Source organism: Anaerovorax odorimutans DSM 5092 (assembly GCF_000426305.1).
GTDB classification, from domain to species: Bacteria; Bacillota; Clostridia; order Peptostreptococcales; family Anaerovoracaceae; genus Anaerovorax; species Anaerovorax odorimutans.
The window spans coordinates 166,248-187,520 of the sequence record NZ_AUFC01000002.1; the positions used below are offsets into that span (position 1 = coordinate 166,248).

Genomic DNA, 21,273 nt, shown 5'->3' on the forward strand with positions numbered 1-21,273 from the left:
TTGAGAATTTTATTTTTAAGTACAGAAGCAGACCCCTTTGCAAAAAGCGGAGGATTAGGAGATGTCATTGGCAGTCTTCCAAGAGAATTAAAAGATCAAGGCATAGATGCCAGAGTAATGTTACCTTTATATAAGAGTATAAAACAAAAATATATAAAAGATATGAAATTTATTTCAGACTTTAGTGTCGATTTAGCATGGAGAAATATTTATTGTGGTCTTTTTGAAATTGAATATGATGGAGTAACTTTTTATTTCTTAGATAATGAGTATTATTTTTACAGAGATAATTATTATGGGTATTTTGATGATGGTGAACGTTTTGCTTATTTTTCAAAAGCTGTTTTAAGTTCACTTGGAGTCTTAGACTTTAAACCTGAAATTTTACATTGCAATGAATGGCAAACGGCATTAATACCAGTTTATTTAAAGACTTTATTAAAAGATGATCCTAATTATAACACTATAAAAACTGTATTTACAATCCATAATATCGAATATCAAGGCAGGTTTGATAAAAATTTGTTAAGCGATATTCTTGGATTATCAGAAGAATTCAGAAATCTAATAACTTACAATAACGATATAAATTTTATGAAAGGTGCTATTGTAACTTGTGATAAGTTAACTACAGTAAGTCCTACTTACGCGGAAGAAATAACGTATTCATTCTACGGAAGAGGTCTTGAAGAAATTATAAAAGAAAATCAGTATAAATTAAAGGGTATTTTAAATGGTATTGATACAAAACTTTACGATCCAGAGAAAGATAAAACTTTAGCAGCAAATTATGCAATTAACAATTCAAAAAACAAAGAAATGAATAAGAAAGATTTACAGAAAAATTTAGGTCTGAAAATTGACTCTAGTATTCCAATTTTTGCAATAGTCGGTAGAATGGTAGAGCATAAAGGTATTGATATGATTATAAATATTTTTGAAGAACTAATGAATGAAAAGATACAAGTTGTTGTACTTGGTACAGGCATGAAAGAATATGAAGATTTCTTTAAAAAGAAAGCCTATGATTATGGAGATAGGATGAATACTGTAATAGGCTTTTCTTCAGAATTGGCCACAAAAATTTATGCAGGATCAGATTTTTTTCTTATGCCATCCATAAGTGAACCTTGTGGCTTAGCACAAATGATTGCATTAAGATATGGAACAATACCTATAGTAAGAGAAACTGGAGGTCTTAAGGATAGCATTTCTGCATTCAGCCCTGAAAACGGTATCGGAAACGGCATTACATTTAAAAGCATAAATTCACAAGATTTATTAGGTGCAGTCAAAAGGGCAATTAAATTTTATTGGAATAAAGATAATTGGCATGTTTTAATAAAAAATGCATTAAAATCAGATTTTTCGTGGAAACAGTCCACAAAAGAATATATGAGTATGTATGAAGAAATTTATTAAATATAAAAAAGGAAGGATTTGTTCATGATAAATAAATTTACTGTTAATGAAATAAAAGAACGAATTGAAGAAAAATTGCTACATCATTTTGGAAGAGAAGCAAAATCTGCTACTAAGCATCAAATTTATAAATCTACTTGTCTTGTAGTCAGAGATATTATGTCAGAACTTTGGAATAAAAACCATGATTTGATTGATTCACATAAACAAAAACAAATTTATTATCTTTCCATGGAATTTTTACCAGGAACTTCTTTAAAAAATAATATATTTAATTTGGAAATTGAAAATGTTTTTAAAGAAGCATTAAATGAATTTGGAGAGAATATAGAAACTTTATATGAAATGGAACCTGATGCAGGACTTGGAAATGGAGGTTTGGGCAGACTGGCTTCTTGCTATTTAGATGCCATTGCAACTTGTGGTATGGCAGGTCATGGATTTTCAATATGTTATGAATATGGTATTTTTAAACAAAAAATAAAAGATTGCAAACAAATTGAAGAGCCTGATGATTGGCTTAATTTAGGAGATATATGGCTGATTCCCAAATATGATGAAGCTGAAGAAGTTCATTTTGGCGGTAAACTTGAAGAAGTGTGGGATGAAAACGGAAAAATGAAACTGATTCATAGGGATTACACTACAGTAATTGGTATACCAAAAGATATGTTGATAACAGGATATGGCAGCGAAGTAGTAAACACACTCAGATTATGGAAATCCACATCACCAATTAGTATAAATATGGAACTTTTTGCAAAAGGAAAATATTTAAAATCTATGGAAGAAAAACATTTTGCAGAAGTAATTTCGAAAATTCTTTATCCTGAAGATGCACATGTTGAAGGCAAATCTCTTAGAATAATGCAGCAGTATTTCTTTATTTCAGCGTCTATGCAGGCTCTTGTAAAAAGACATTTGATTCGTTTCGGAACATTAGATAATTTTCATGAAAAAGTAGGAGTGCATATTAATGATACACATCCAACCATGGCAATTCCTGAGCTAATGAGGATTTTTTTAGATGAATATGAATATGAGTGGGATAAAGCATGGGAGATTGTTTGTAAAACAATAACTTATACAAATCATACAATTATGTCTGAAGCTCTTGAAAAATGGCCAGAGGACTTATTTGCCAAGTTATTGCCTAGATTACATTCTATTGTTGTTGAGATAAACAGGAGACATACAGTTATGCTCATGAGAGAATTTCCAAATAATGAAGCCCTAAGGAATGAAATGGCAATTATTTATGATGGAAAACTGAAAATGGCAAATCTATGTGTTGCGGCAGCTCATAAAGTAAATGGTGTTTCCGCACTCCATAGCAAAATTATAAAGGAAAAATTATTTAATGGTTTTGTTAAACTGACTCCAGATAAATTTACAAATGTGACAAATGGAATTGCATATCGAAGGTGGCTTTGTCAAGCTAATCCAAAGTTATCTGATTTTATAGAAGAACTTTGTGGATCTGAATTTAAATATAATGCTATGAATCTTGAGAATCTCATGAAATATAAGGAAGATTCAAATGTTTTAGAAAGATTAAGTATAATAAAAAGGGAAAATAAAATCAGACTAGCAGATTATATTAAAAAACATAATAATATTATTGTAAATCCAGACTCTATTTTTGATGTGCAAGTTAAAAGGCTTCATGAATATAAAAGGCAGTTATTGAATTTATTCCATATAATGGATTTATATAATCAATTAAAGGAAAATCCAAATAAAGATATTTATCCTAGAACTTTTATATTCGGAGCAAAAGCTGCAGCAGGATATCATATGGCAAAACAGATAATAAGTTTAGCTTGTCATTTATCTAAAATGCTTGAAGATGACCCTGTAGTAAGAGATCGCTTAAAAATTGTATTTTTGGAGAACTATTCTGTTTCATTAGCTGAACTAATTATGCCGGCAGCTGATGTTTCTGAGCAAATTTCCTTAGCAGGTAAAGAAGCCTCTGGAACGGGAAATATGAAACTTATGATCAATGGTGCTATTACATTAGGTACTATGGATGGTGCTAATGTGGAAATATTAAATGCCGTTGGAAATGAAAATATTTTTATATTTGGATTATTGGTAGATGAAGTAGAAAAAATTATTCAATCAGGAATATACAGGCCCTGGGCATATTGCCATGAAAATAAATATATAGCTAATATAATAAAGCTTATGACTGATGGAATTGATGGTATAGTTTTTGGAGATATTATTAATTCGTTGACAGCTGGATATAACAGTAATGCCGATCAATATTTTGTTTTAGCAGACTTTGATTCTTATAAAATGGCTCAAGAGGATGTTTCATTAGCATATCAGAATAAAACAAAATGGGGACAAATGTCCATTACAAATATTGCGAAATCAGGTATATTTTCTGCGGATAGAAGCATTAAAGAATACGCAGATAAAATTTGGGGGATTAAACCTATTAATGATTAAATATAATTCAAAAAATCTATTTTATAAAAAACCATTCGGAGCAGTACCGGTAAATACTGATATATTCTTTAGAATAGGTGTAGAAGATAAGCCCATAGATAGGGCTTATCTTATTATGTCTTTAGATAATGGAAAAAATATTGAAATTGATGGAATTTTAGAAAATAAAATAGATTTAAAGAATAACACAATTGAAAATGAAAATTATTACTACTTTCATTGGAAAGCTGAGGAAAGTGGTCTGTATTTTTATTATTTTGAAGTGATATGTAAAAATAATGACAGGTTTAAAACGGATATCAATCAGCTTACAATTTATAGCGAAAATAATTATGTTGATTTAGAATGGATGAAAGAAGGATTAATGTATCAAATTTTTCCTGATAGGTTCGCCAGAAGTAAAAAGTATATACCTCCAAAACAAAATAAACCATATATTTTGCGAGAAGATTGGGGTGGGACTCCTATTTTTTCTCCAAATGATCAAGGAGTTATATTAAACAATGATTTTTTTGGAGGTAACATAATAGGTATTATAGAAAACCTTGATTATTTAAAAGAATTAGGAGTTACAGTAATTTATTTAAATCCCATATTTCAAAGTTTTTCTAATCATAGATATGATACGGGAAATTATATGAAAATTGACCCAATTTTAGGAACTTTGGAGGATTTTAAGTATTTATGCTCAAAAGCCTCTAATTTAAATATAAGGATTATTTTAGATGGTGTCTTTAATCATACAGGAAGTGACAGTTTATATTTTAATAAATACAATAGATATTCAGAATTGGGAGCATTTCAAAGTAAGGAATCTAAGTATTATGAATGGTATAATTTTATAGAATATCCCAATAAATATGAATCGTGGTGGGGAATTGATACCCTTCCCAGTGTAAATCAGGAGACAGAATCATATTTAAACTACATGCTCAGAGATGAAAATTCTGTAGTAAAATATTGGCTAAAATGTGGTATATCAGGCTTTAGACTTGATGTTGCTGATGAACTCACAGACAAATTTTTAGATGAACTTCGTGTTACTGTTAAATCAATAAATCCTAATGCCGTTATAGTTGGTGAAGTATGGGAGGATGCATCAAATAAAATTTCTTACGGAAAAAGAAGAAGATATTTCCAGGGAAAACAATTAGACAGTGTTATGAATTACCCTATAAAAGATGCTATTCTAGATTTTATTTTATATTCTAAAGATGGTAGAAAAATGGCATATACAGTCGAATCTCTCTGGGAAAATTATCCTAATTATATATTCTATTCTCTAATGAATATATTAAGTACCCATGATACAGAAAGAATTTTAACTGTGTTTTTGAAAAACAGTGCAAATTATGAATCTGCCCGTCAAAAACTATTTTTAGCACTTTTATTATGGGCATTTTTACCAGGTATTCCTTGTATCTACTATGGAGATGAAATAGGGATGCAGGGTGGAAGAGATCCATTTTGTCGAGGGTGTTTTGAACCTTCAAAAAGAGATAAAGATATTTATTTATATTATAAAAAGCTTTTTGCTTTTAAAAGTAATATAACAAAATTAAGCAAATTAGAATTTTTCCCTGAATACTCATCTGATAATATCTATTCTTTTTCCAGAAATGGAGAAAATCAAAGACTTATAATTTTAACAAATTCAGGAAATGAGGATTTTCTACTTGAATTAGAACTAAGAAAAAATGAAATTTTAAGAGATTTTTTTATATGCGGCTCAGTTAAATTTGACGGAAAACAAAATTTTATTATCGGCAATAACTCCGGAATAGTTGTTTATATTACAAAGTAAAAATGATCTATGTTTTTATAAAATATACTATTGACATTATGAAGCAAGAGATTTATGATTAAAAATACATGATATACTAGATGTGGTGTGGTTAATGCGCGGCATGCAATAAATATTGTTAAAAACGTTGAAAATGAGAGGGGTTAAACCGTGGACAAAATTAAAAAAATTATAAAACGAGACGGACGAAGTGTTGATTTTGATAAAGAGAAAATTGCTACTGCAATTTATAAAGCAGCAAAAGTTCTCGGAGGAAAAGATTTTGATATGGCATTGGATTTGGCAAATAAAGTAGAAGATTATATTTTTGGAACAATACATACCGAAAGTCCTACTGTTGAACAAATTCAAGATGCTGTAGAGAAAGTTTTAATTGAAAATGGTCATGCAAGAACTGCTAAAGAATATATTTTATATCGAGCTGAACGTACAAGAATAAGAGAAATGAATACGAGATTGATGAAAGTATATGAAGATCTTACTTTCAAAGAAGCGCAGGATAATGATATAAAAAGAGAGAATGCAAATATTGATGGAGATACTGCCATGGGAACTATGCTTAAATATGGTTCTGAAGGTGCAAAACAATTTTATGAAATGTTTGTATTAAATCCAGAGCATTCCAAAGCTCATATCGAAGGAGATATACATATTCATGATTTAGATTTTTTAACTCTTACTACAACATGCTGTCAAATAGATTTAGAAAAGTTATTTAAGGGCGGATTTTCAACAGGACATGGATTTTTAAGAGAACCTAATGACATACAAAGCTATGCAGCTTTGGCATGTATTGCTATACAGTCGAATCAAAACGATCAACATGGAGGTCAAAGTATACCGAATTTTGATTATGGTATGTCTAATGGTGTTAAAAAAACATATAAAAAATTATATTGGAATAATTTGGGGAAATGTTTGAATATTTTTTGTAATCTTGAAAATGGTGAAATAAAATCAAAAGAAATAGGGAAAAAAATAGAAAATGAAACAGGACTCTGTCCAAAGATGGGTGATGATTCAGAATACAGAAAAGCAGAAGCAGATGCTTTAAAAGAAATCATTTCAGAAGAAGATATCGAAAAAGTTCAAGGCTTTGGTAAAGAATATGCTGATAAGGAAATAAAACGCGCAACTTATCAAGCTATGGAAGCATTAGTACATAATTTAAATACTATGCATTCAAGAGCAGGAGCACAAATTCCATTTAGTTCAATAAATTATGGAATGGATACATCTCCGGAAGGAAGATTGGTTACAGAAAGTGTTTTATTAGCCACAGAAGCAGGTCTTGGTAATGGTGAAACAGCGATTTTCCCAATACATATTTTTAAAGTCAAAGAAGGAGTAAGTTATGATCCAGGGGATCCGAATTATGATTTATTTAAACTTGCCTGCAGAGTTTCAGCAAAACGTTTATTCCCTAATTTTTCCTTTATTGATGCACCATTTAATTTAAAATTATATGATCCAAATAATCATGATACAGAAGTAGCTTATATGGGATGCAGAACTCGTGTTATTGGAAACGTATATGATCCAAGCAGACAAGTTGTGGGCGGTAGAGGAAATTTAAGTTTTACTTCTATTAATCTACCTAGAATAGCAATTAAAGCAAACGGCAATATTGACATCTTTTTTGAAGACTTAGACAGAAAGATTTCTTTAGTGATAGATCAACTTATGGAAAGATATAAGATACAGGCTGCAAAGAAAGTAAAAAATTATCCATTTTTAATGGGACAGGGAATTTGGCTTGATTCTGATAAACTAGGACCTAATGATACAGTTGACCAAATATTAAAACACGGAACATTGTCCATGGGCTTTATAGGTCTTGCGGAATGTTTGAAATCACTTGTTGGTAGCCATCATGGTGAAAGCCTTGAAGCAAGAAATCTTGGACTTGACATTGTTGGATTTATGAGGAAACGTTTAGATGAAGAATCAGCAAAGACAGGTTTTAACTATACTTTGCTTGCAACACCAGCTGAAGGTTTATCAGGAAGGTTTGTCAGATTAGATAAAGAAAAATATGGAATAATTGAAGGTGTTACAGATAGAGAATATTATACAAATTCATTTCATGTGCCTGTTTATTATAATATATCAGCATTTGATAAAATTAAGATTGAAGCACCATATCATAATTTAACAAATGCAGGACATATTACATATGTGGAATTAGATGGAGATCCATGTAAAAATCTTGATGCATTTGAACGTATAGTAAGATGTATGAAAGAAAGCGGTATTGGATATGGTTCTATCAATCATCCTGTGGACAGAGATCCAGTTTGTGGATATACAGGTATAATTGATAATGAATGTCCCCATTGTCATAGAACAGAAGGCCAGGATGACTTAGGTTTTGAACGAATTAGAAGGATTACAGGATATTTAGTAGGTACAGTTGATAGATTTAATAATGCAAAACGTTCAGAAGAAAGTCAAAGGGTTAAGCATAATGTTTCGGAAGGATATGAAATTATATGAGTGAGGAAACCACATTAAGACTTGCGGGCGTTATAAGAGAATCTATTGTTGACGGTCCGGGAATTAGGTTTGCTGTTTTTTCTCAAGGTTGTCCTCATCATTGCAAAGGCTGTCATAATGAACAAACTCATGATTTTAATTTGGGATATGACTGCGATATAAATAAAATAATTTATGAAATAGATAAGAATCCTCTTATATCAGGTGTAACCTTTACAGGAGGAGAGCCATTTTGTCAAGCGAAAGCTTTTTATGAATTAGGACTTTTAATAAAAGAAAGGGACTTGAATATTGTAGCTTATTCCGGTTATACGTTTGAGCAGTTGAAAGAAATGGCAAAAGATGATGAATCTATTAGTAATTTATTGGGAATTATAGATATATTAATAGATGGTCCATTTATTTTAGAAGAAAAAGATTTAACTTTAGAATTCAGAGGAAGTAAAAATCAACGCATTATAAAGATGGGACAAAATAATTCAATATAGGTATTATGAATAAATTCCCAATTTTTTTACTGTAATAAAATAGAAAATAATTTTATAAATACTAAAAAAATGTTGTACAATATATTTTGTTTATGTTATAATGGCTATTGTTCGAATTTAATTAACGGAGTTGAGCCCGTCTTTAAATAGGAATAATAATATTGAAAATTAATTGCGAAAAAGCATTAGATAATAAAAGGAGGTGCGGCAGATGTCAAGAAAATGTGAAATTTGTGGTAAAGGTCAGGTTTCTGGAAACAATGTTTCTCACTCAAACAGACACACTAGAAGAAAGTGGAATGCTAATATTCAATCTGTAAGAGTTTCAGAAAATGGAACTGTTAAAAGAATTAATGTATGTACTAGATGTATCAGATCTAATAAAATCAACCGCGCTATCTAATTAATTTAGAAATTAAAACCTGCAAGTTTATTGCAGGTTTTTTAGCATGTAAATAATTTATATCCACAGAAGATCATAAGACCGCCCATAATCAGTAACCATATCTTTGAAGGCAAAAGAAAAGCGCATAAAGTTATAATACCTATAACTAATAAAATTAATCCAAAAAGTTCTATTTCGCCTCTTTTTCTATAGTAACATTTTTTATTATATTTCATATGTTATGTCCCCCAATATATAATAATAAATAGTGCAAAGACAAGTCCTATAAGTATAATATACCAGCCTATCAAAGGAATAGTATGAATAACAATAACTCCGCCAGTGATAGCCATTGCTATACCAAGAATCTTAAACCGCACATTCTTCCTAATCTTTATCAATGAACATCACCCGTTATTATTATATGATTAAAACTTGTTTATTGTGCATCGAAAAAAATAAATTTAAAATATAGTATTTATATGATAAAATTACGTTATTATATAATTAATAATATAAATTTAAAATAGTAATAAGGAGACGGTAAATTTGTTTTATAAAATAGAAACATCGGATGGAAATATTTCTATAGAAAAGGTTGTGGTAGGTAGGATTATAACACAAACTGTTGATAGCTTTCATGGTAAAGTTTTACTGTCTAATCATAAGGGGAAATCACGAGGTATAGTAGCTAAAATTGGTGGTATTGATGATATAAATTACATGGATATAGAGTTGGGAGAAGAGGGTCTTGATATTAAAATTTATGTAGTAATAAAATTCGGTACAAGTATTAAAACAGTAACAAAATTATTAATACAAGAAATTAAAAAAAATATAGAAGAATACGCTAGCATTAAAGTTAATTCTGTTTCAATCATTGTAGCAGGAATGGTCTCTAAACAAATTGCAAGAAGAAATATAGAAGTTAAAGGGTAGCAAAGCTAATTAAGGTTTAAAAATGGGAATCAATGATGAGATAAAAACAATAAAGGGAATTGGGACTAAGAAGGCAATTGCTCTTGAAAAATTGGGTATAAAAACTAAAGAAGATTTAATAAATTACTATCCAAGAGATTATGAAGACAGAAGTAATATAAAAAATATTAATAATATTAATAATGGAGAAACAGCGTTATTAAAGGGAAAAGTAACATCAATAAGTAAAACAAATAACAGAAACAAAAGAAAAAAGCAGATATTAAAACTTCTTATCGAGGATAATACAGGTTCAATAGAAATAGTTTTTTTCAATGCAAACTATTTAGAAAAAGTATTATTAAAAAATTATGAATATGAATTTTTTGGAAAAGTAAATATTTTAAATGGGAAAAAAAGTATGCTTCATCCGGATATTTCAAAAATAAAGGAGGAAGAAAACCTTAATATATTACCTGTATATGCTTTGACAAAGGGTATCACTCAAAAAGATTTAAGAAAATGGCAAAAGATTGTTATTTCGGAATTAAACGATTTAGAAGAATACTTGCCTTACAGTATAATTGAAAGAAACAGGCTTTGTGATATTAAATATGCAATAAAGAATATTCATTTTCCTGAAAATAAACAAAAACTGAAAGAATCTAAATATAGATTAATCTTTGATGAATTATTTTTACTCCAACTTGGACTTTTATCCATACGTAACAAAAATAAAATTGATGGAAAAGGAATATGTTTTTCTAAAAAAGTTGAAATGCAGAGCTTTACTAATAATTTATCCTATAATCTAACAAAAGCTCAAACTAGGGTTATTGAAGAAATAAATAAAGATATGGAATCACAAAAGATTATGAACAGATTGGTTCAAGGCGATGTAGGTTCAGGAAAGACAGTAATAGCTGAGGCAGCTATTTATAAAGCTGTAAAAAGCGGATATCAAGCTGTTATGATGGCACCTACAGAAATTCTTGCAAGACAACATTATGAAAATCTGCAAAAAGATTTTGACGAATACAATATATCAGTGGGATTTTTAGCAAGCAGTATAAAAATAAAAGAAAAAAAAGAGATTTTAAATGATCTTGAAATGGGGAAAATAGATTTATTAATTGGAACTCATGCAATTATTCAACCATATGTTAAATTTTTTAACCTAGGGTTAGTTATTACTGATGAACAGCATAGATTTGGAGTAAATCAAAGAAATCTTCTTTCTGATAAAGGTAAAAATCCAGATATAATAGTTATGACTGCAACTCCAATTCCAAGAACTCTAGCTATAATTTTATACGGCGATTTGGACATTTCATTAATAGACGAAATGCCTCCCGGAAGAAAAGAGATAATTACTAAAGAAATTAACTCTAAAGGAAGGAAAGCAGCATACGGTTTTTTGAATACGGAAATAAAAAAAGGCAGACAAGTATATGTTGTGGCACCGTTAATTGATGAATCCGATAGTATTAATGCAAGGTCTGCTGTAAGTATTTATGAAGACTTAAAAAATATATTTAAAGAATATAAAATAAATTTGTTACATGGGGCGATGAAACAAAGTGAAAAAGATACTGTAATGGAACAATTTAATGCAGGTGAAATTAATATTTTAGTATCAACTGTAGTTATAGAAGTAGGTATAAATGTTCCTAATGCAACAATAATGGTCATAGAAAATTCAGAACGTTTCGGTCTTTCACAACTTCACCAGCTTAGGGGCAGAGTAGGAAGAGGTAGTTATCAATCATATTGTATATTGGTAAATCAAAGCAATTCAGATATTGCAAAAAAAAGAGCCCAAATTATGACTTCTACAAATGATGGATTTATTATTGCAGAAAAAGATTTAGAATTAAGAGGGCCAGGAGAATTTTTTGGTATTAAACAACACGGAGTACCAGAGTTAAAAATTGCTGATTTAGCTAAACATATTAAAATTTTAAACACTACAAAAAAAGAAGTTAATTTATTATTAGAAAAAGATAAATTTTTAATTGATGAAAACAATAAAAAAATTAAAGAAAAAATTATAATGACATTTAAAAATATTGATAATATAAATATATAGATTAATCCAAAACTAACCATGAAAAGAAATTATTACATCGAATACTTTATTACCATCAGGTTAAATTAAGAATATAACAGGAGGTGATAAAAATGACATTACAGAAAAAAATGAAAGTTGATGCAAAACCTGCATTAAATAATTTAAAAACTGAAATTGCAAGTGAACTAGGATTATCAAATTATCAATCTATGGATAAAGGCAACCTTACTGCTAGACAAAATGGTTATGTAGGCGGATATATGACTAAAAAATTAGTTGAAATGGCTGAACAGCAATTATCAGGAACAAATAGCTAAAAGAGATAAAAATTATAGTTTAAATTAAAAAGATAAGACAGAATGGTTTATATTATATAAACAAGATATTTTCTGTCTTATTCTTTTTTCTTGCTATTTTCTTACATTATGGTAAAATAAATTTTAGAAATAAAGAAAGGAAATACTAATTTGCGTATTATTGCCGGAGATTTAAAAGGAAGAAAATTAATTACGCCAAAAGATAGTAGAGTTAGACCAACTACTGACAAGGTAAAAGAATCAATTTTCAATATTATAGCACCATATATTGAAGATGCCACCGTAGTTGATTTATTTTCAGGTACAGGAAATTTAGGCCTGGAATCAATTAGCAGAGGGGCTAAGTATTGCTATTTTGGAGATAAATCACGAGAAAGTATTAGTTTGATTTTACAAAATATAAAATATTGCAAGGTTGAATCAAAATCTTGCGTTATACAAGGAGATTTTCAAAGAGTATTAGATAAAATAATAGAAAAGCCTCAGATTATATTTCTTGATCCTCCTTATAATATGGGATTAGTTGAAGATAGTTTAGAATCAATTTCAGAAAAAAATATTTTACACGATGATGGAATCATTGTTGCTGAACACGGTATAAATGATATAATTGAAGGACAAGCTTTTGGTTTTCATAAGTTAAAAGAAAAGAAATATGGATCTATTTCAATTACTATTTTTACTAAAATTTTGGAGGAAAATACATGATACAAAAAGCTCTTTATGCAGGCTCTTTTGATCCCATTACAAATGGACATTTAGATTTAATTAACAGAGCCGCAAAGCTCTACGATAAATTAATAGTAGGTGTAATAAAAAATCCGTCTAAAGAATCTTTTTTTACAGAAAAAGAAAAAAAAGACTTGATAATTAAATCAACAAAGCATTTGAATAATGTAGAAGTTGATTCATTCAGCGGATTGCTTGCTGATTATGTAAAACAAAATAATATTGATGTAGTAGTAAGAGGTTTAAGAGCTACTATGGATTTTGAATACGAAATACAAATGGCGCATATGAATGCTAGATTATATAATGAGAATGTAGAAACGATTTTTTTGATGACGAGTCCGGATTATTCATTTGTCAGCTCAAGCATGATAAAAGAAGTATTTAATCTAAATGGTAATATTAAAGGTTTGGTACCGGAGGAAGTTTTGGAATATATGACTTATAAATTAAAGGGAGATATGGGAGGTAAAAAGTAATGAAAGTTCTTGAGTTACTAGATGAAATAGAAGAAATAGTTGATACCAGTTCTGGATTTCCTTTAACTGGTAAAATTTTAGTAGATGCAGAAGAAATTTTAGAAATAGTAAAAGAAATAAGAGTTGAACTTCCAGATGAAATTCAGCAGGCACAATGGATAAAAGATGAAAGACAAAGAATATTAGACGAAGCAAAAAAAGAGTATGAAACAATTTTAAAAGATGCAAAGATGCAGGCTGAAGCTTTAATAGAGAATGATGATATTACAGTGAAAGCAAAGATTAGGGCAGATGAGATTATGCGAATAGCAGAATCTAATGTTAAATCATTAAAAATGAGTACTTTTGACTATATAGACAGTATTTTGTTTAATTTTCAGGACAAAATGGATCAATTAAATGGTGTATATTTCCATGATATGTTCAATAATTTGCAGAAAACCTTTGAAGAAATAAATTCAACAATTTCTGAAAACAGAAATGAAATTAAAGAGATGGCTTACAGAGCTCAAGTAGAAAATGAAGAATAAATAAAGAGGTATAAAACTCATGCTGAAAGAATAAAATTTAGCATGAATAAGAATTATAATTTTAATAAAACTGGATATATAATAGCTGGTGTTATTGCAAGTATGGGATGTATTGTAATGATATTATTTCCCACTATTTCTTTAAATGCCGCACAAAAAGGAGTTGCTTTATGGGCAAGCTCGGTTTTACCTGCATTACTGCCCTTTTTTATATGTGCAAATTTTATTACAGCACTGGGTCTTCCTATTCTAATTGGCCATTTATTTGAAAAACCTTTTAGAAAATTATTTGGTGCACCAGGAGCATCTGCTTTTGTTTTTACAATAAGTATTACTTCTGGATATCCTATGGGAGCTAAACTTATAGGTGATATGGCAAGAAGAGGTGAAATAACAAAAGCAGAATCAAAAAGAATGTTAACCTTTTGCAGTACATCAGGACCTTTATTTATGCTTGGAACAGTTGGAGCAGGTATGTTATTTTCCCCTGCAGCAGGTGTTGTTATTGCCCTATCCCATTATTTGGGAGCTGTTTTAAACGGCATAATATTTAATATTTTTGAAGTATTAAAAAAACCTTTCTATACTAATAAAAATACATATATTAATAATGTTCAAAAACAAGATAAACATCATTTAATTAAATTACCAAAAGGCAGTCTTCTAGATATATTTACAGATTCTATTATATCTTCTTTTAAAGCTCTTGGAATTATATGCGGCTATATTGTTTTATTTACTTTGATTACAGATTTTATTCAATTTTCAGGTTTATTAAATTTCATAAATTGCTATATTGGAAAAGGTATTATAAAAGGGTTTTTTGAAATGACAATAGGATGCAGTAGCATTTCTATATTACCAAATCTTTCATTAACTTTAAAATGCATTATTTGTTCTGTTATAATTTCTTGGGGAGGTTTATCTATTTTTGCTCAATCTATGAGTATGCTTTCAGGATTATCTATAAGCCCATTTTATTATATTTGGACTAAATTTACTCATAGTATATTTTCCGGATTTATAGCTTTTTGTACCGCTCCATTTATTTTAAGTATAGATGTAATTAATACAGGAGCATTTTCAAATGAAATTGTTACAAAAAAATTAGGTTCAGTCTATAGTTTAATGTTTTCAACAAAAATGGTTATAATTATTATAGTAATATTTATGATTTTAATATTTATTGAAAGCAGACTTCAAAAATATAAAGAACATAGGAGTTCTCATGAAGGTACTGGGGATAATATCTGAATATAATCCATTTCATAATGGGCATTTATATCATTTAGAAGAATCAAAAAGGATAACAGGAGCTGAATACACAGTATCAGTTATGAGTGGAGATTTTACTCAACGCGGAGAACCTGCAATGGCAGATAAATGGTTGAGAGCAAAAATGGCTGTGAATAATGGAATTGATTTAGTTCTTGAGCTTCCATTTGTTTATGCATGTAATAATGCTGAATATTTTGCGAAAGGTGCAATTAAAATTTTAAACGGCCTAGGTTGTATAACACATTTATCTTTTGGAAGTGAATCAGGTGAAATACAAGATTTAATGCTTATTTCAAAAGAAATAACAAATGAAAGTGAAGAATATAAGAAGCTTTTAAAAGAATTTTTAGATTTAGGTTTATCTTATCCAAAAGCAAGGGAAAACGCTTTGGCAAAATGCATGGATCTAGAAACAATGGAAATAATAAGAAAATCTAATAATATTTTAGGAATTGAATATTTAAAACAATTATCTCTTAATGAGAGCAAAATTATACCTATCACTATAAAAAGAAAAGGATCTGATTATAGTGACTTAAAGATGTCAAAAGATTTATCCAGTGCTATGGCAATTCGTAGAGAATTGGAAATCAATTTTGATTTTAAAAAAATATCTGAACATATTCCATTAAATACACTTAAAATTTTAGAAGAAACGACAAAAATAAAAGTAAAAATGGATGATTTATATGAAGTTTTGTCATATCAGATTGTAAAGAACAGTAAAGAAGAATTGTCTGAAATTTTTTCAGTGGGAGAAGGTCTTGAAAACAGATTAAAAAATCAAACAGAAAAAAGTTCTAATATGCAAGAGCTTATAAAAAATATAAAAACAAAACGATATCCATTTACCAGAATACAAAGACTTCTTATACATACTTTATTTAATCTAACAAAAGAAGAATTCTTTGATATAGAAAAAAACGGCAAAATTTATGGACGAGTATTAGGTTTTAATAAAAATGGAGCAGCTCTTTTAAATTGCATAAAAAAAAGACAACTAACTAAAATACCTATTATAACCAATATAAATAAAGAAACAGCAAAAGAGGAATCCATACAAAAGATTTTAAAATATGATATATTTTCATCTAATATTTATAATTTAATAGGAGACGGAAATTTAATTAAAAATTCAGATTTCATAAAGAAACCATACATTAAATAAAACATTTTAGGTAAATTACGGAAACAAAGAAATTATTGATTCTGAATTTATGTAAAACTCTTGAAAAAAACTGTATAAAGCTTATAATAATATAAGTTGATTAAATAATAAACGGAGGGATAAGTTGAATGATAATATTAGTTATTAATTGTGGTAGTTCATCACTTAAATATCAAGTTATTGATATGACAAATGAAACAGTGCTTGCCAAAGGGTTAGTAGAAAGAATCGGAATAGAAGGTTCTGCATTAACACATGAAAAAACAGGCATGGATAAGTATAAATTAATTACGCCAATGGAAACACATAAAGATGCTATAGGCCATGTTCTAGAAGCTTTGATAGATGAAGGCCATGGAGTAATAAAATCTATGGATGAAATTGGTGCAGTAGGACACCGTGTTGTACATGCAGGAGAGAAATATGCTCATTCAGTATTAATTAATGATGAAGTTATTTCTGATATTGAAGATTGTGTAGAATTAGCTCCTCTACATAATCCGCCAAATCTTTTAGGTATTGCAGCTTGTAAAGAGTTGATGCCAAATACACCAATGGCAGCAGTTTTTGATACAGCATTTCATCAAACTATGCCTCCTGAATCATATATATATGCTATACCATATGAATATTATGAAAAATATGGAATAAGAAGATATGGTTTTCATGGAACAAGTCATAAATATGTTGCTGAAAGAACAGCGCATATTTTAGGAGTCAATATTAAGGACTTAAAGATTATTACTTGCCATCTTGGAAATGGAGCTTCTGTATCAGCTATTAAGAGAGGTAAGTGTATAGATACAAGTATGGGATTCACTCCTCTTGAAGGACTTGTTATGGGTACTAGATCAGGTGACTTAGACCCTGCTATTGTATCATTTATTAAAAAGAAGGAAAAATTACCTTCAGGAGAATCAACAAATATTTTAAATAAAAAATCTGGAGTGTTAGGAATTTCAGGTGTAAGTAGTGACTTTAGAGATCTGGAAGAAGCTGTAGCAGAAGGAAATGAAAGAGCAGCACTTGCACTTAAAGTTTTTGCACATAAAGTTAGATTTTACATTGGTGCATATATTGCAGAAATGAATGGAGTAGATGCCATCGTATTTACAGCAGGTGTTGGTGAAAATGATATAGGCATGAGAGATATTATATGTAATGAACTTGGAAATCTAGGAATTAAGCTTGATTTAGTAAAGAATAAAGTAAGAGGTAAAGAAACTATCATAAGTAGAGATGACTCAAGAGTAAGTATTCTATTAATACCTACAAATGAAGAGCTTATGATTGCCAAAGATACTTTAAAATTAGTACAAGGCAAAAAATAAGACTTGACAACTAATAACTATAGCATATATAATTTAGGAGTTAGTTTTAAGGGACAAGGAGGTGTAGAAAATGGCAGTTCCAAAGAGAAAAACATCCAAAGCTAGAAGAGACAAGAGAAGATCACCAAATATGAAGATGGCAGCACCAGGATTATCAGTATGTCCTCAGTGTCATGAGCCTAAACTTCCACATAGAGTATGTCCGAATTGCAATTACTACGACGGTAAGGAAGTTGTTGCTTCTGAGGCATAAACTATGAATATGATTAATGATAATTTTATCTTTTTCATAACAGCAGTATTACTTATCATCTTGGTATCAATTCAGTATACATTAAACAAGATATTAAGAGTATTAAACGAAATAAAAAATAAAAATAAAATGAAACAGTGAAGTTTTCACTGTTTCATTTTATTTTGTTTTTATATAATTAAATTAAATCTTCCATGGAATATAGACCTGGTTTTTGATTTGCTAAAAATTTTGCAGCTTTAACAGCTCCTACAGCAAATATATTCTTTGAATAAGCTGTATGTTTTATTTCTATAACTTCATCAGGGCCTGCAAATATTACAGTATGTTCACCCGGAAGACTTCCACCTCTTATTGCATGAATACCTAAATCTGTTATTTTGCATTCATCATTTTTCCCATGTCTGCCAAAGATATAATCTTTTTTAACCAAGCAAGCCTTATTAATTGAATCTGCAAGAAGTAAGGCAGTTCCACTCGGTGAGTCTACTTTTTTATTATGGTGTTTTTCAATAATTTCTGTATTAAAATTCTCCTCAAAAATTGGAACTGCTACTTGAAGCATTTTAGATATTGTATTAATTCCAAGTGACATATTGAAAGAATTAAATACAGGTATAGTTTTTGCGGCTTCTAAAAGCAGCTTTTTTTCGTCATCTCCTAGAGCAGTAGTTGCAACTACTACTGGTGTTTTTGTGTTAACGCAATAATCAAGTAAGCTTGGAATTGCAGTATAATGAGAAAAATCAATTATAACATCTGATTTTAAATCGCAATCATTTGGAGATGTATAAATCTTAAAATCAACAGGTTCATTTGATTTATTCTGGTCAAAACCTGCTATTACTTCCATTTCATTATCCTCTTGAATGATATTTTGTAAAACTTTACCCATTTTACCATTGCAACCGTGTAAAATTACTTTTATCATAATTATTACTCCTTTGTCTGTTGATTATATGTTTAAATTAATCCATAATCTTTCATTTCTTTTTCTATTATTTCCATTGAGTTATCGCTAGGAGGGCATAGAGGCATTCTATATTCAAGTTCTAGTTTACCCATAAGGCTAAGAGCTGCTTTAACCGGTATTGGGTTTACTTCTACAAACATTGCATCAATAAGGTGCTTCATTTTCAATTGTAAGTTTCCGGATTCTTTTATATTACCGTTTAAATATTCTATTACCATATTATGTGTATCTTTTGGAGCCACATTGGCAACTGTGGAAATTGCACCGCAACCACCAACAGATAGCAGAGGAACAATCATATCATCATTTCCTGAATAAAGACCAAAATCAGGTGAAACACATTTTGCAATTTCTACAACTTGAGACATATTTCCGCTTGCTTCTTTAATTCCTACGATATTTGGATGTTTAGCAAGTTCAAAAACAGTAGAAGGGCTTATATTTACGCCAGTTCTTCCTGCAACAGAATATAATATTATTGGAATATCAATTGAATCTGCTACAGCATGGTAATGGTCAATAAGCCCTTTTTGTGTACATTTGTTATAGTAAGGGGTTACCAATAACAGACCATCTGCACCGGATTTTTCAAGCTCTTTGCTCATATAAATGGCATGCGCTGTATCATTACTACCTGCGCCTGCGATAACTGGAACCCTTGACTTAACTTTTTCTACCGTATATTTAACAACTTTTATGTGTTCTTTATCATTAAGTGTTGAAGCTTCTCCTGTAGTACCGCAAATTATGATTGCATCAGTACCTTCAGAAATTTGCCAGTCAATGAGACTGCTTAGGCTAGGAAAGTCAACTTTACCATCTTTAAATGGAGTAACCATTGCAACTCCCGCACCCGTGAATAGTGTCATATAGAGCACTTCCTTTCACTTAATTGGATAATAAAATATGTTAAATTATTTAATTAGTTTTTCTGCTATTTGAACTGCATTTGTAGCTGCACCTTTTCTGATATTATCCGCTACAACCCACATATTAATTCCGTTTTCCACACTGAAATCTCTTCTTATTCTGCCTACAAATACTTCATTTTTTCCTGCCGCGTCTCTAGCAAGAGGATAAACATTGTTTGCAGGATCATCCTGTACTACAATTCCCGGATAATTTGCTAAAAGAGTCTTAACATCTTCAATTTCAAATGGTTTTTCAAATTCAACATTTATAGACTCACTATGTGAATCAAATACTGGAACACGAACTGTAGTTGCTGTTACTGCAATAGAGTCATCTCCAAGAATTTTATGTGTTTCATTAATCATTTTCATTTCTTCTTTTGTATATCCGTTCTCAAGGAATACATCAATATGAGGTAAGCAATTTCCTGCAATTGGATGAGGATATGCTTTCATGATATCATTTCCTTTTAATCCTTCTTTAAGGTCATTAATACCTTTTAATCCTGAACCGGATACTGCTTGATAAGTAGAGTAAATAACTCGTTTAATTTTATATTTTTCGTGAAGTGGTTTTAATGGTACTACTGCTTGTATTGTTGAGCAATTTGGATTAGCAATTATACCTTTATTCCATGAAACATCCTCAGGATTTACCTCAGGAACTATTAGAGGTACTTCTTCATTCATTCTCCAAGCACTGCTGTTATCAACTACAATACATCCATGAGCAGCTGCAATTGGTGCATACTTTTCACTTGTAGAACCTCCCGCAGAGAATAAAGCAATATCTATTGGTTTATCAAAAGAGTGCTCTGTAAGCTCTTCTACCACGTATTCTTTTCCTTTAAATGTAACTGTGCTTCCTGCAGACTTTGCAGATGCCATCATATATAGGTTATCAAAAGGGAAATCTCTTTCCTCTAATACCTTTAGGAATGTGCTACCTACAAGTCCTGTAGCTCCAACGATTGCCAAATTTGGTTTCTTGTTCATTCTTTTGTCCCTCCATTTTTATATAATGTTTTATTATATACTATTTTCAGTGCTTTGTGCTACACTTTTTAATAATTTATATAAATTATTAATTAATTTTATAATAAACTAACATATATCATTGTATAAACTTTTATGGTTACTAAATTGAAATTTATGGTATAATATTTTTGATACGTAAAAAAACAGATATTATGAAAATATAAAATAAAGATAATGGTATAATAAGTTTTTTAATGATTAATGTTTCAAATAATTTTTTTA

21 protein-coding genes are annotated in these 21,273 nt (G+C 29.6%); 16 read left to right on the top strand and 5 right to left on the bottom strand.

Annotated features, from left to right (window positions below; all coding sequences use genetic code 11):
- From glgA to rpmB, 6 genes are all read left to right on the top strand, one after another.
- Window positions 1-1,422: a glycogen synthase GlgA gene (gene glgA / locus K292_RS0102500; RefSeq protein WP_027398510.1), complete on the top strand. Its 1,422-nt coding sequence runs from the start codon at window positions 1-3 to the stop codon at window positions 1,420-1,422.
- Between the two features lie 24 nt (window positions 1,423-1,446).
- The gene (locus tag K292_RS0102505) at window positions 1,447-3,882 is read left to right on the top strand and encodes a glycogen/starch/alpha-glucan phosphorylase (protein ID WP_027398511.1); all 2,436 of its coding nucleotides are present in this window, start codon (window positions 1,447-1,449) and stop codon (window positions 3,880-3,882) included.
- Window positions 3,875-5,686 carry a glycoside hydrolase family 13 protein gene (locus K292_RS15700; RefSeq protein WP_051280188.1) on the top strand — a complete coding sequence of 604 codons (1,812 nt, stop codon included), beginning with the start codon at window positions 3,875-3,877 and terminating at the stop codon, window positions 5,684-5,686. Before K292_RS0102505 ends, K292_RS15700 begins: the two co-directional genes overlap by 8 nt.
- Window positions 5,687-5,836: 150 nt before the next feature.
- On the top strand, window positions 5,837-8,182 hold the full coding sequence (locus tag K292_RS0102515) for an anaerobic ribonucleoside triphosphate reductase (protein ID WP_027398512.1): 2,346 nt from the start codon (window positions 5,837-5,839) through the stop codon (window positions 8,180-8,182).
- Entirely contained in the window at window positions 8,179-8,670 is a 492-nt protein-coding gene (gene nrdG / locus K292_RS0102520; protein WP_027398513.1) for an anaerobic ribonucleoside-triphosphate reductase activating protein, read from the top strand. Before K292_RS0102515 ends, nrdG begins: the two co-directional genes overlap by 4 nt.
- A 211-nt stretch (window positions 8,671-8,881) precedes the next feature.
- On the top strand, window positions 8,882-9,073 hold the full coding sequence (gene rpmB / locus K292_RS0102525) for a 50S ribosomal protein L28 (protein WP_027398514.1): 192 nt from the start codon (window positions 8,882-8,884) through the stop codon (window positions 9,071-9,073).
- A 41-nt stretch (window positions 9,074-9,114) separates the two neighbouring features.
- Here the strand turns inward: rpmB and K292_RS18450 are convergent, their stop codons facing one another.
- On the bottom strand, window positions 9,115-9,291 hold the full coding sequence (locus K292_RS18450) for a hypothetical protein (RefSeq protein WP_156900446.1): 177 nt from the start codon (window positions 9,289-9,291) through the stop codon (window positions 9,115-9,117).
- Window positions 9,292-9,294: 3 nt separating this feature from the next.
- Window positions 9,295-9,456, bottom strand: a complete 162-nt coding sequence (locus K292_RS18455; protein ID WP_156900447.1) for a hypothetical protein — start codon at window positions 9,454-9,456, stop codon at window positions 9,295-9,297.
- Window positions 9,457-9,604: 148 nt separating this feature from the next.
- On the opposite strand from K292_RS18455, the gene K292_RS0102540 reads away from it, so the two are divergent.
- From K292_RS0102540 to rpmF, 10 genes are all read left to right on the top strand, one after another.
- Window positions 9,605-9,994, top strand: coding sequence for an Asp23/Gls24 family envelope stress response protein (locus K292_RS0102540; RefSeq protein WP_027398515.1), 390 nt, complete (start codon window positions 9,605-9,607; stop codon window positions 9,992-9,994).
- Between the two features lie 22 nt (window positions 9,995-10,016).
- The gene (gene recG / locus K292_RS0102545) at window positions 10,017-12,062 is read left to right on the top strand and encodes an ATP-dependent DNA helicase RecG (RefSeq protein ID WP_027398516.1); all 2,046 of its coding nucleotides are present in this window, start codon (window positions 10,017-10,019) and stop codon (window positions 12,060-12,062) included.
- A 92-nt stretch (window positions 12,063-12,154) separates the two neighbouring features.
- Window positions 12,155-12,361, top strand: coding sequence for an alpha/beta-type small acid-soluble spore protein (locus K292_RS0102550; RefSeq protein ID WP_027398517.1), 207 nt, complete (start codon window positions 12,155-12,157; stop codon window positions 12,359-12,361).
- A gap of 129 nt (window positions 12,362-12,490) precedes the next feature.
- Window positions 12,491-13,069 carry a 16S rRNA (guanine(966)-N(2))-methyltransferase RsmD gene (gene rsmD / locus K292_RS0102555; RefSeq protein ID WP_084145871.1) on the top strand — a complete coding sequence of 193 codons (579 nt, stop codon included), beginning with the start codon at window positions 12,491-12,493 and terminating at the stop codon, window positions 13,067-13,069.
- Entirely contained in the window at window positions 13,066-13,569 is a 504-nt protein-coding gene (gene coaD, locus K292_RS0102560; protein ID WP_027398519.1) for a pantetheine-phosphate adenylyltransferase, read from the top strand. Before rsmD ends, coaD begins: the two co-directional genes overlap by 4 nt.
- Entirely contained in the window at window positions 13,569-14,099 is a 531-nt protein-coding gene (locus K292_RS0102565) for an ATP synthase subunit B family protein (protein WP_027398520.1), read from the top strand. Before coaD ends, K292_RS0102565 begins: the two co-directional genes overlap by 1 nt.
- Window positions 14,100-14,141: 42 nt before the next feature.
- Entirely contained in the window at window positions 14,142-15,353 is a 1,212-nt protein-coding gene (locus tag K292_RS0102570) for a hypothetical protein (RefSeq protein WP_027398521.1), read from the top strand.
- Window positions 15,328-16,545, top strand: a complete 1,218-nt coding sequence (locus K292_RS0102575) for a nucleotidyltransferase (RefSeq protein WP_027398522.1) — start codon at window positions 15,328-15,330, stop codon at window positions 16,543-16,545. The genes K292_RS0102570 and K292_RS0102575 overlap by 26 nt, the downstream gene beginning before the upstream one ends.
- Window positions 16,546-16,673: 128 nt before the next feature.
- Window positions 16,674-17,876, top strand: coding sequence for an acetate/propionate family kinase (locus K292_RS0102580; RefSeq protein WP_027398523.1), 1,203 nt, complete (start codon window positions 16,674-16,676; stop codon window positions 17,874-17,876).
- A gap of 70 nt (window positions 17,877-17,946) precedes the next feature.
- Window positions 17,947-18,129 carry a 50S ribosomal protein L32 gene (gene rpmF, locus K292_RS0102585; protein ID WP_027398524.1) on the top strand — a complete coding sequence of 61 codons (183 nt, stop codon included), beginning with the start codon at window positions 17,947-17,949 and terminating at the stop codon, window positions 18,127-18,129.
- A gap of 178 nt (window positions 18,130-18,307) precedes the next feature.
- Here rpmF and dapB read toward each other — a convergent pair whose 3' ends face one another.
- Genes dapB through K292_RS0102600 form a run of 3 tightly spaced genes read right to left on the bottom strand, consistent with a single transcriptional unit; the run spans window position 18,308 to window position 21,009 of the window.
- On the bottom strand, window positions 18,308-19,060 hold the full coding sequence (gene dapB, locus K292_RS0102590) for a 4-hydroxy-tetrahydrodipicolinate reductase (protein WP_027398525.1): 753 nt from the start codon (window positions 19,058-19,060) through the stop codon (window positions 18,308-18,310).
- A 32-nt stretch (window positions 19,061-19,092) separates the two neighbouring features.
- Window positions 19,093-19,971, bottom strand: coding sequence for a 4-hydroxy-tetrahydrodipicolinate synthase (gene dapA / locus K292_RS0102595; RefSeq protein WP_027398526.1), 879 nt, complete (start codon window positions 19,969-19,971; stop codon window positions 19,093-19,095).
- A 45-nt stretch (window positions 19,972-20,016) separates the two neighbouring features.
- Window positions 20,017-21,009: an aspartate-semialdehyde dehydrogenase gene (locus K292_RS0102600; RefSeq protein ID WP_027398527.1), complete on the bottom strand. Its 993-nt coding sequence runs from the start codon at window positions 21,007-21,009 to the stop codon at window positions 20,017-20,019.
- Window positions 21,010-21,273: the final 264 nt, after the last annotated feature.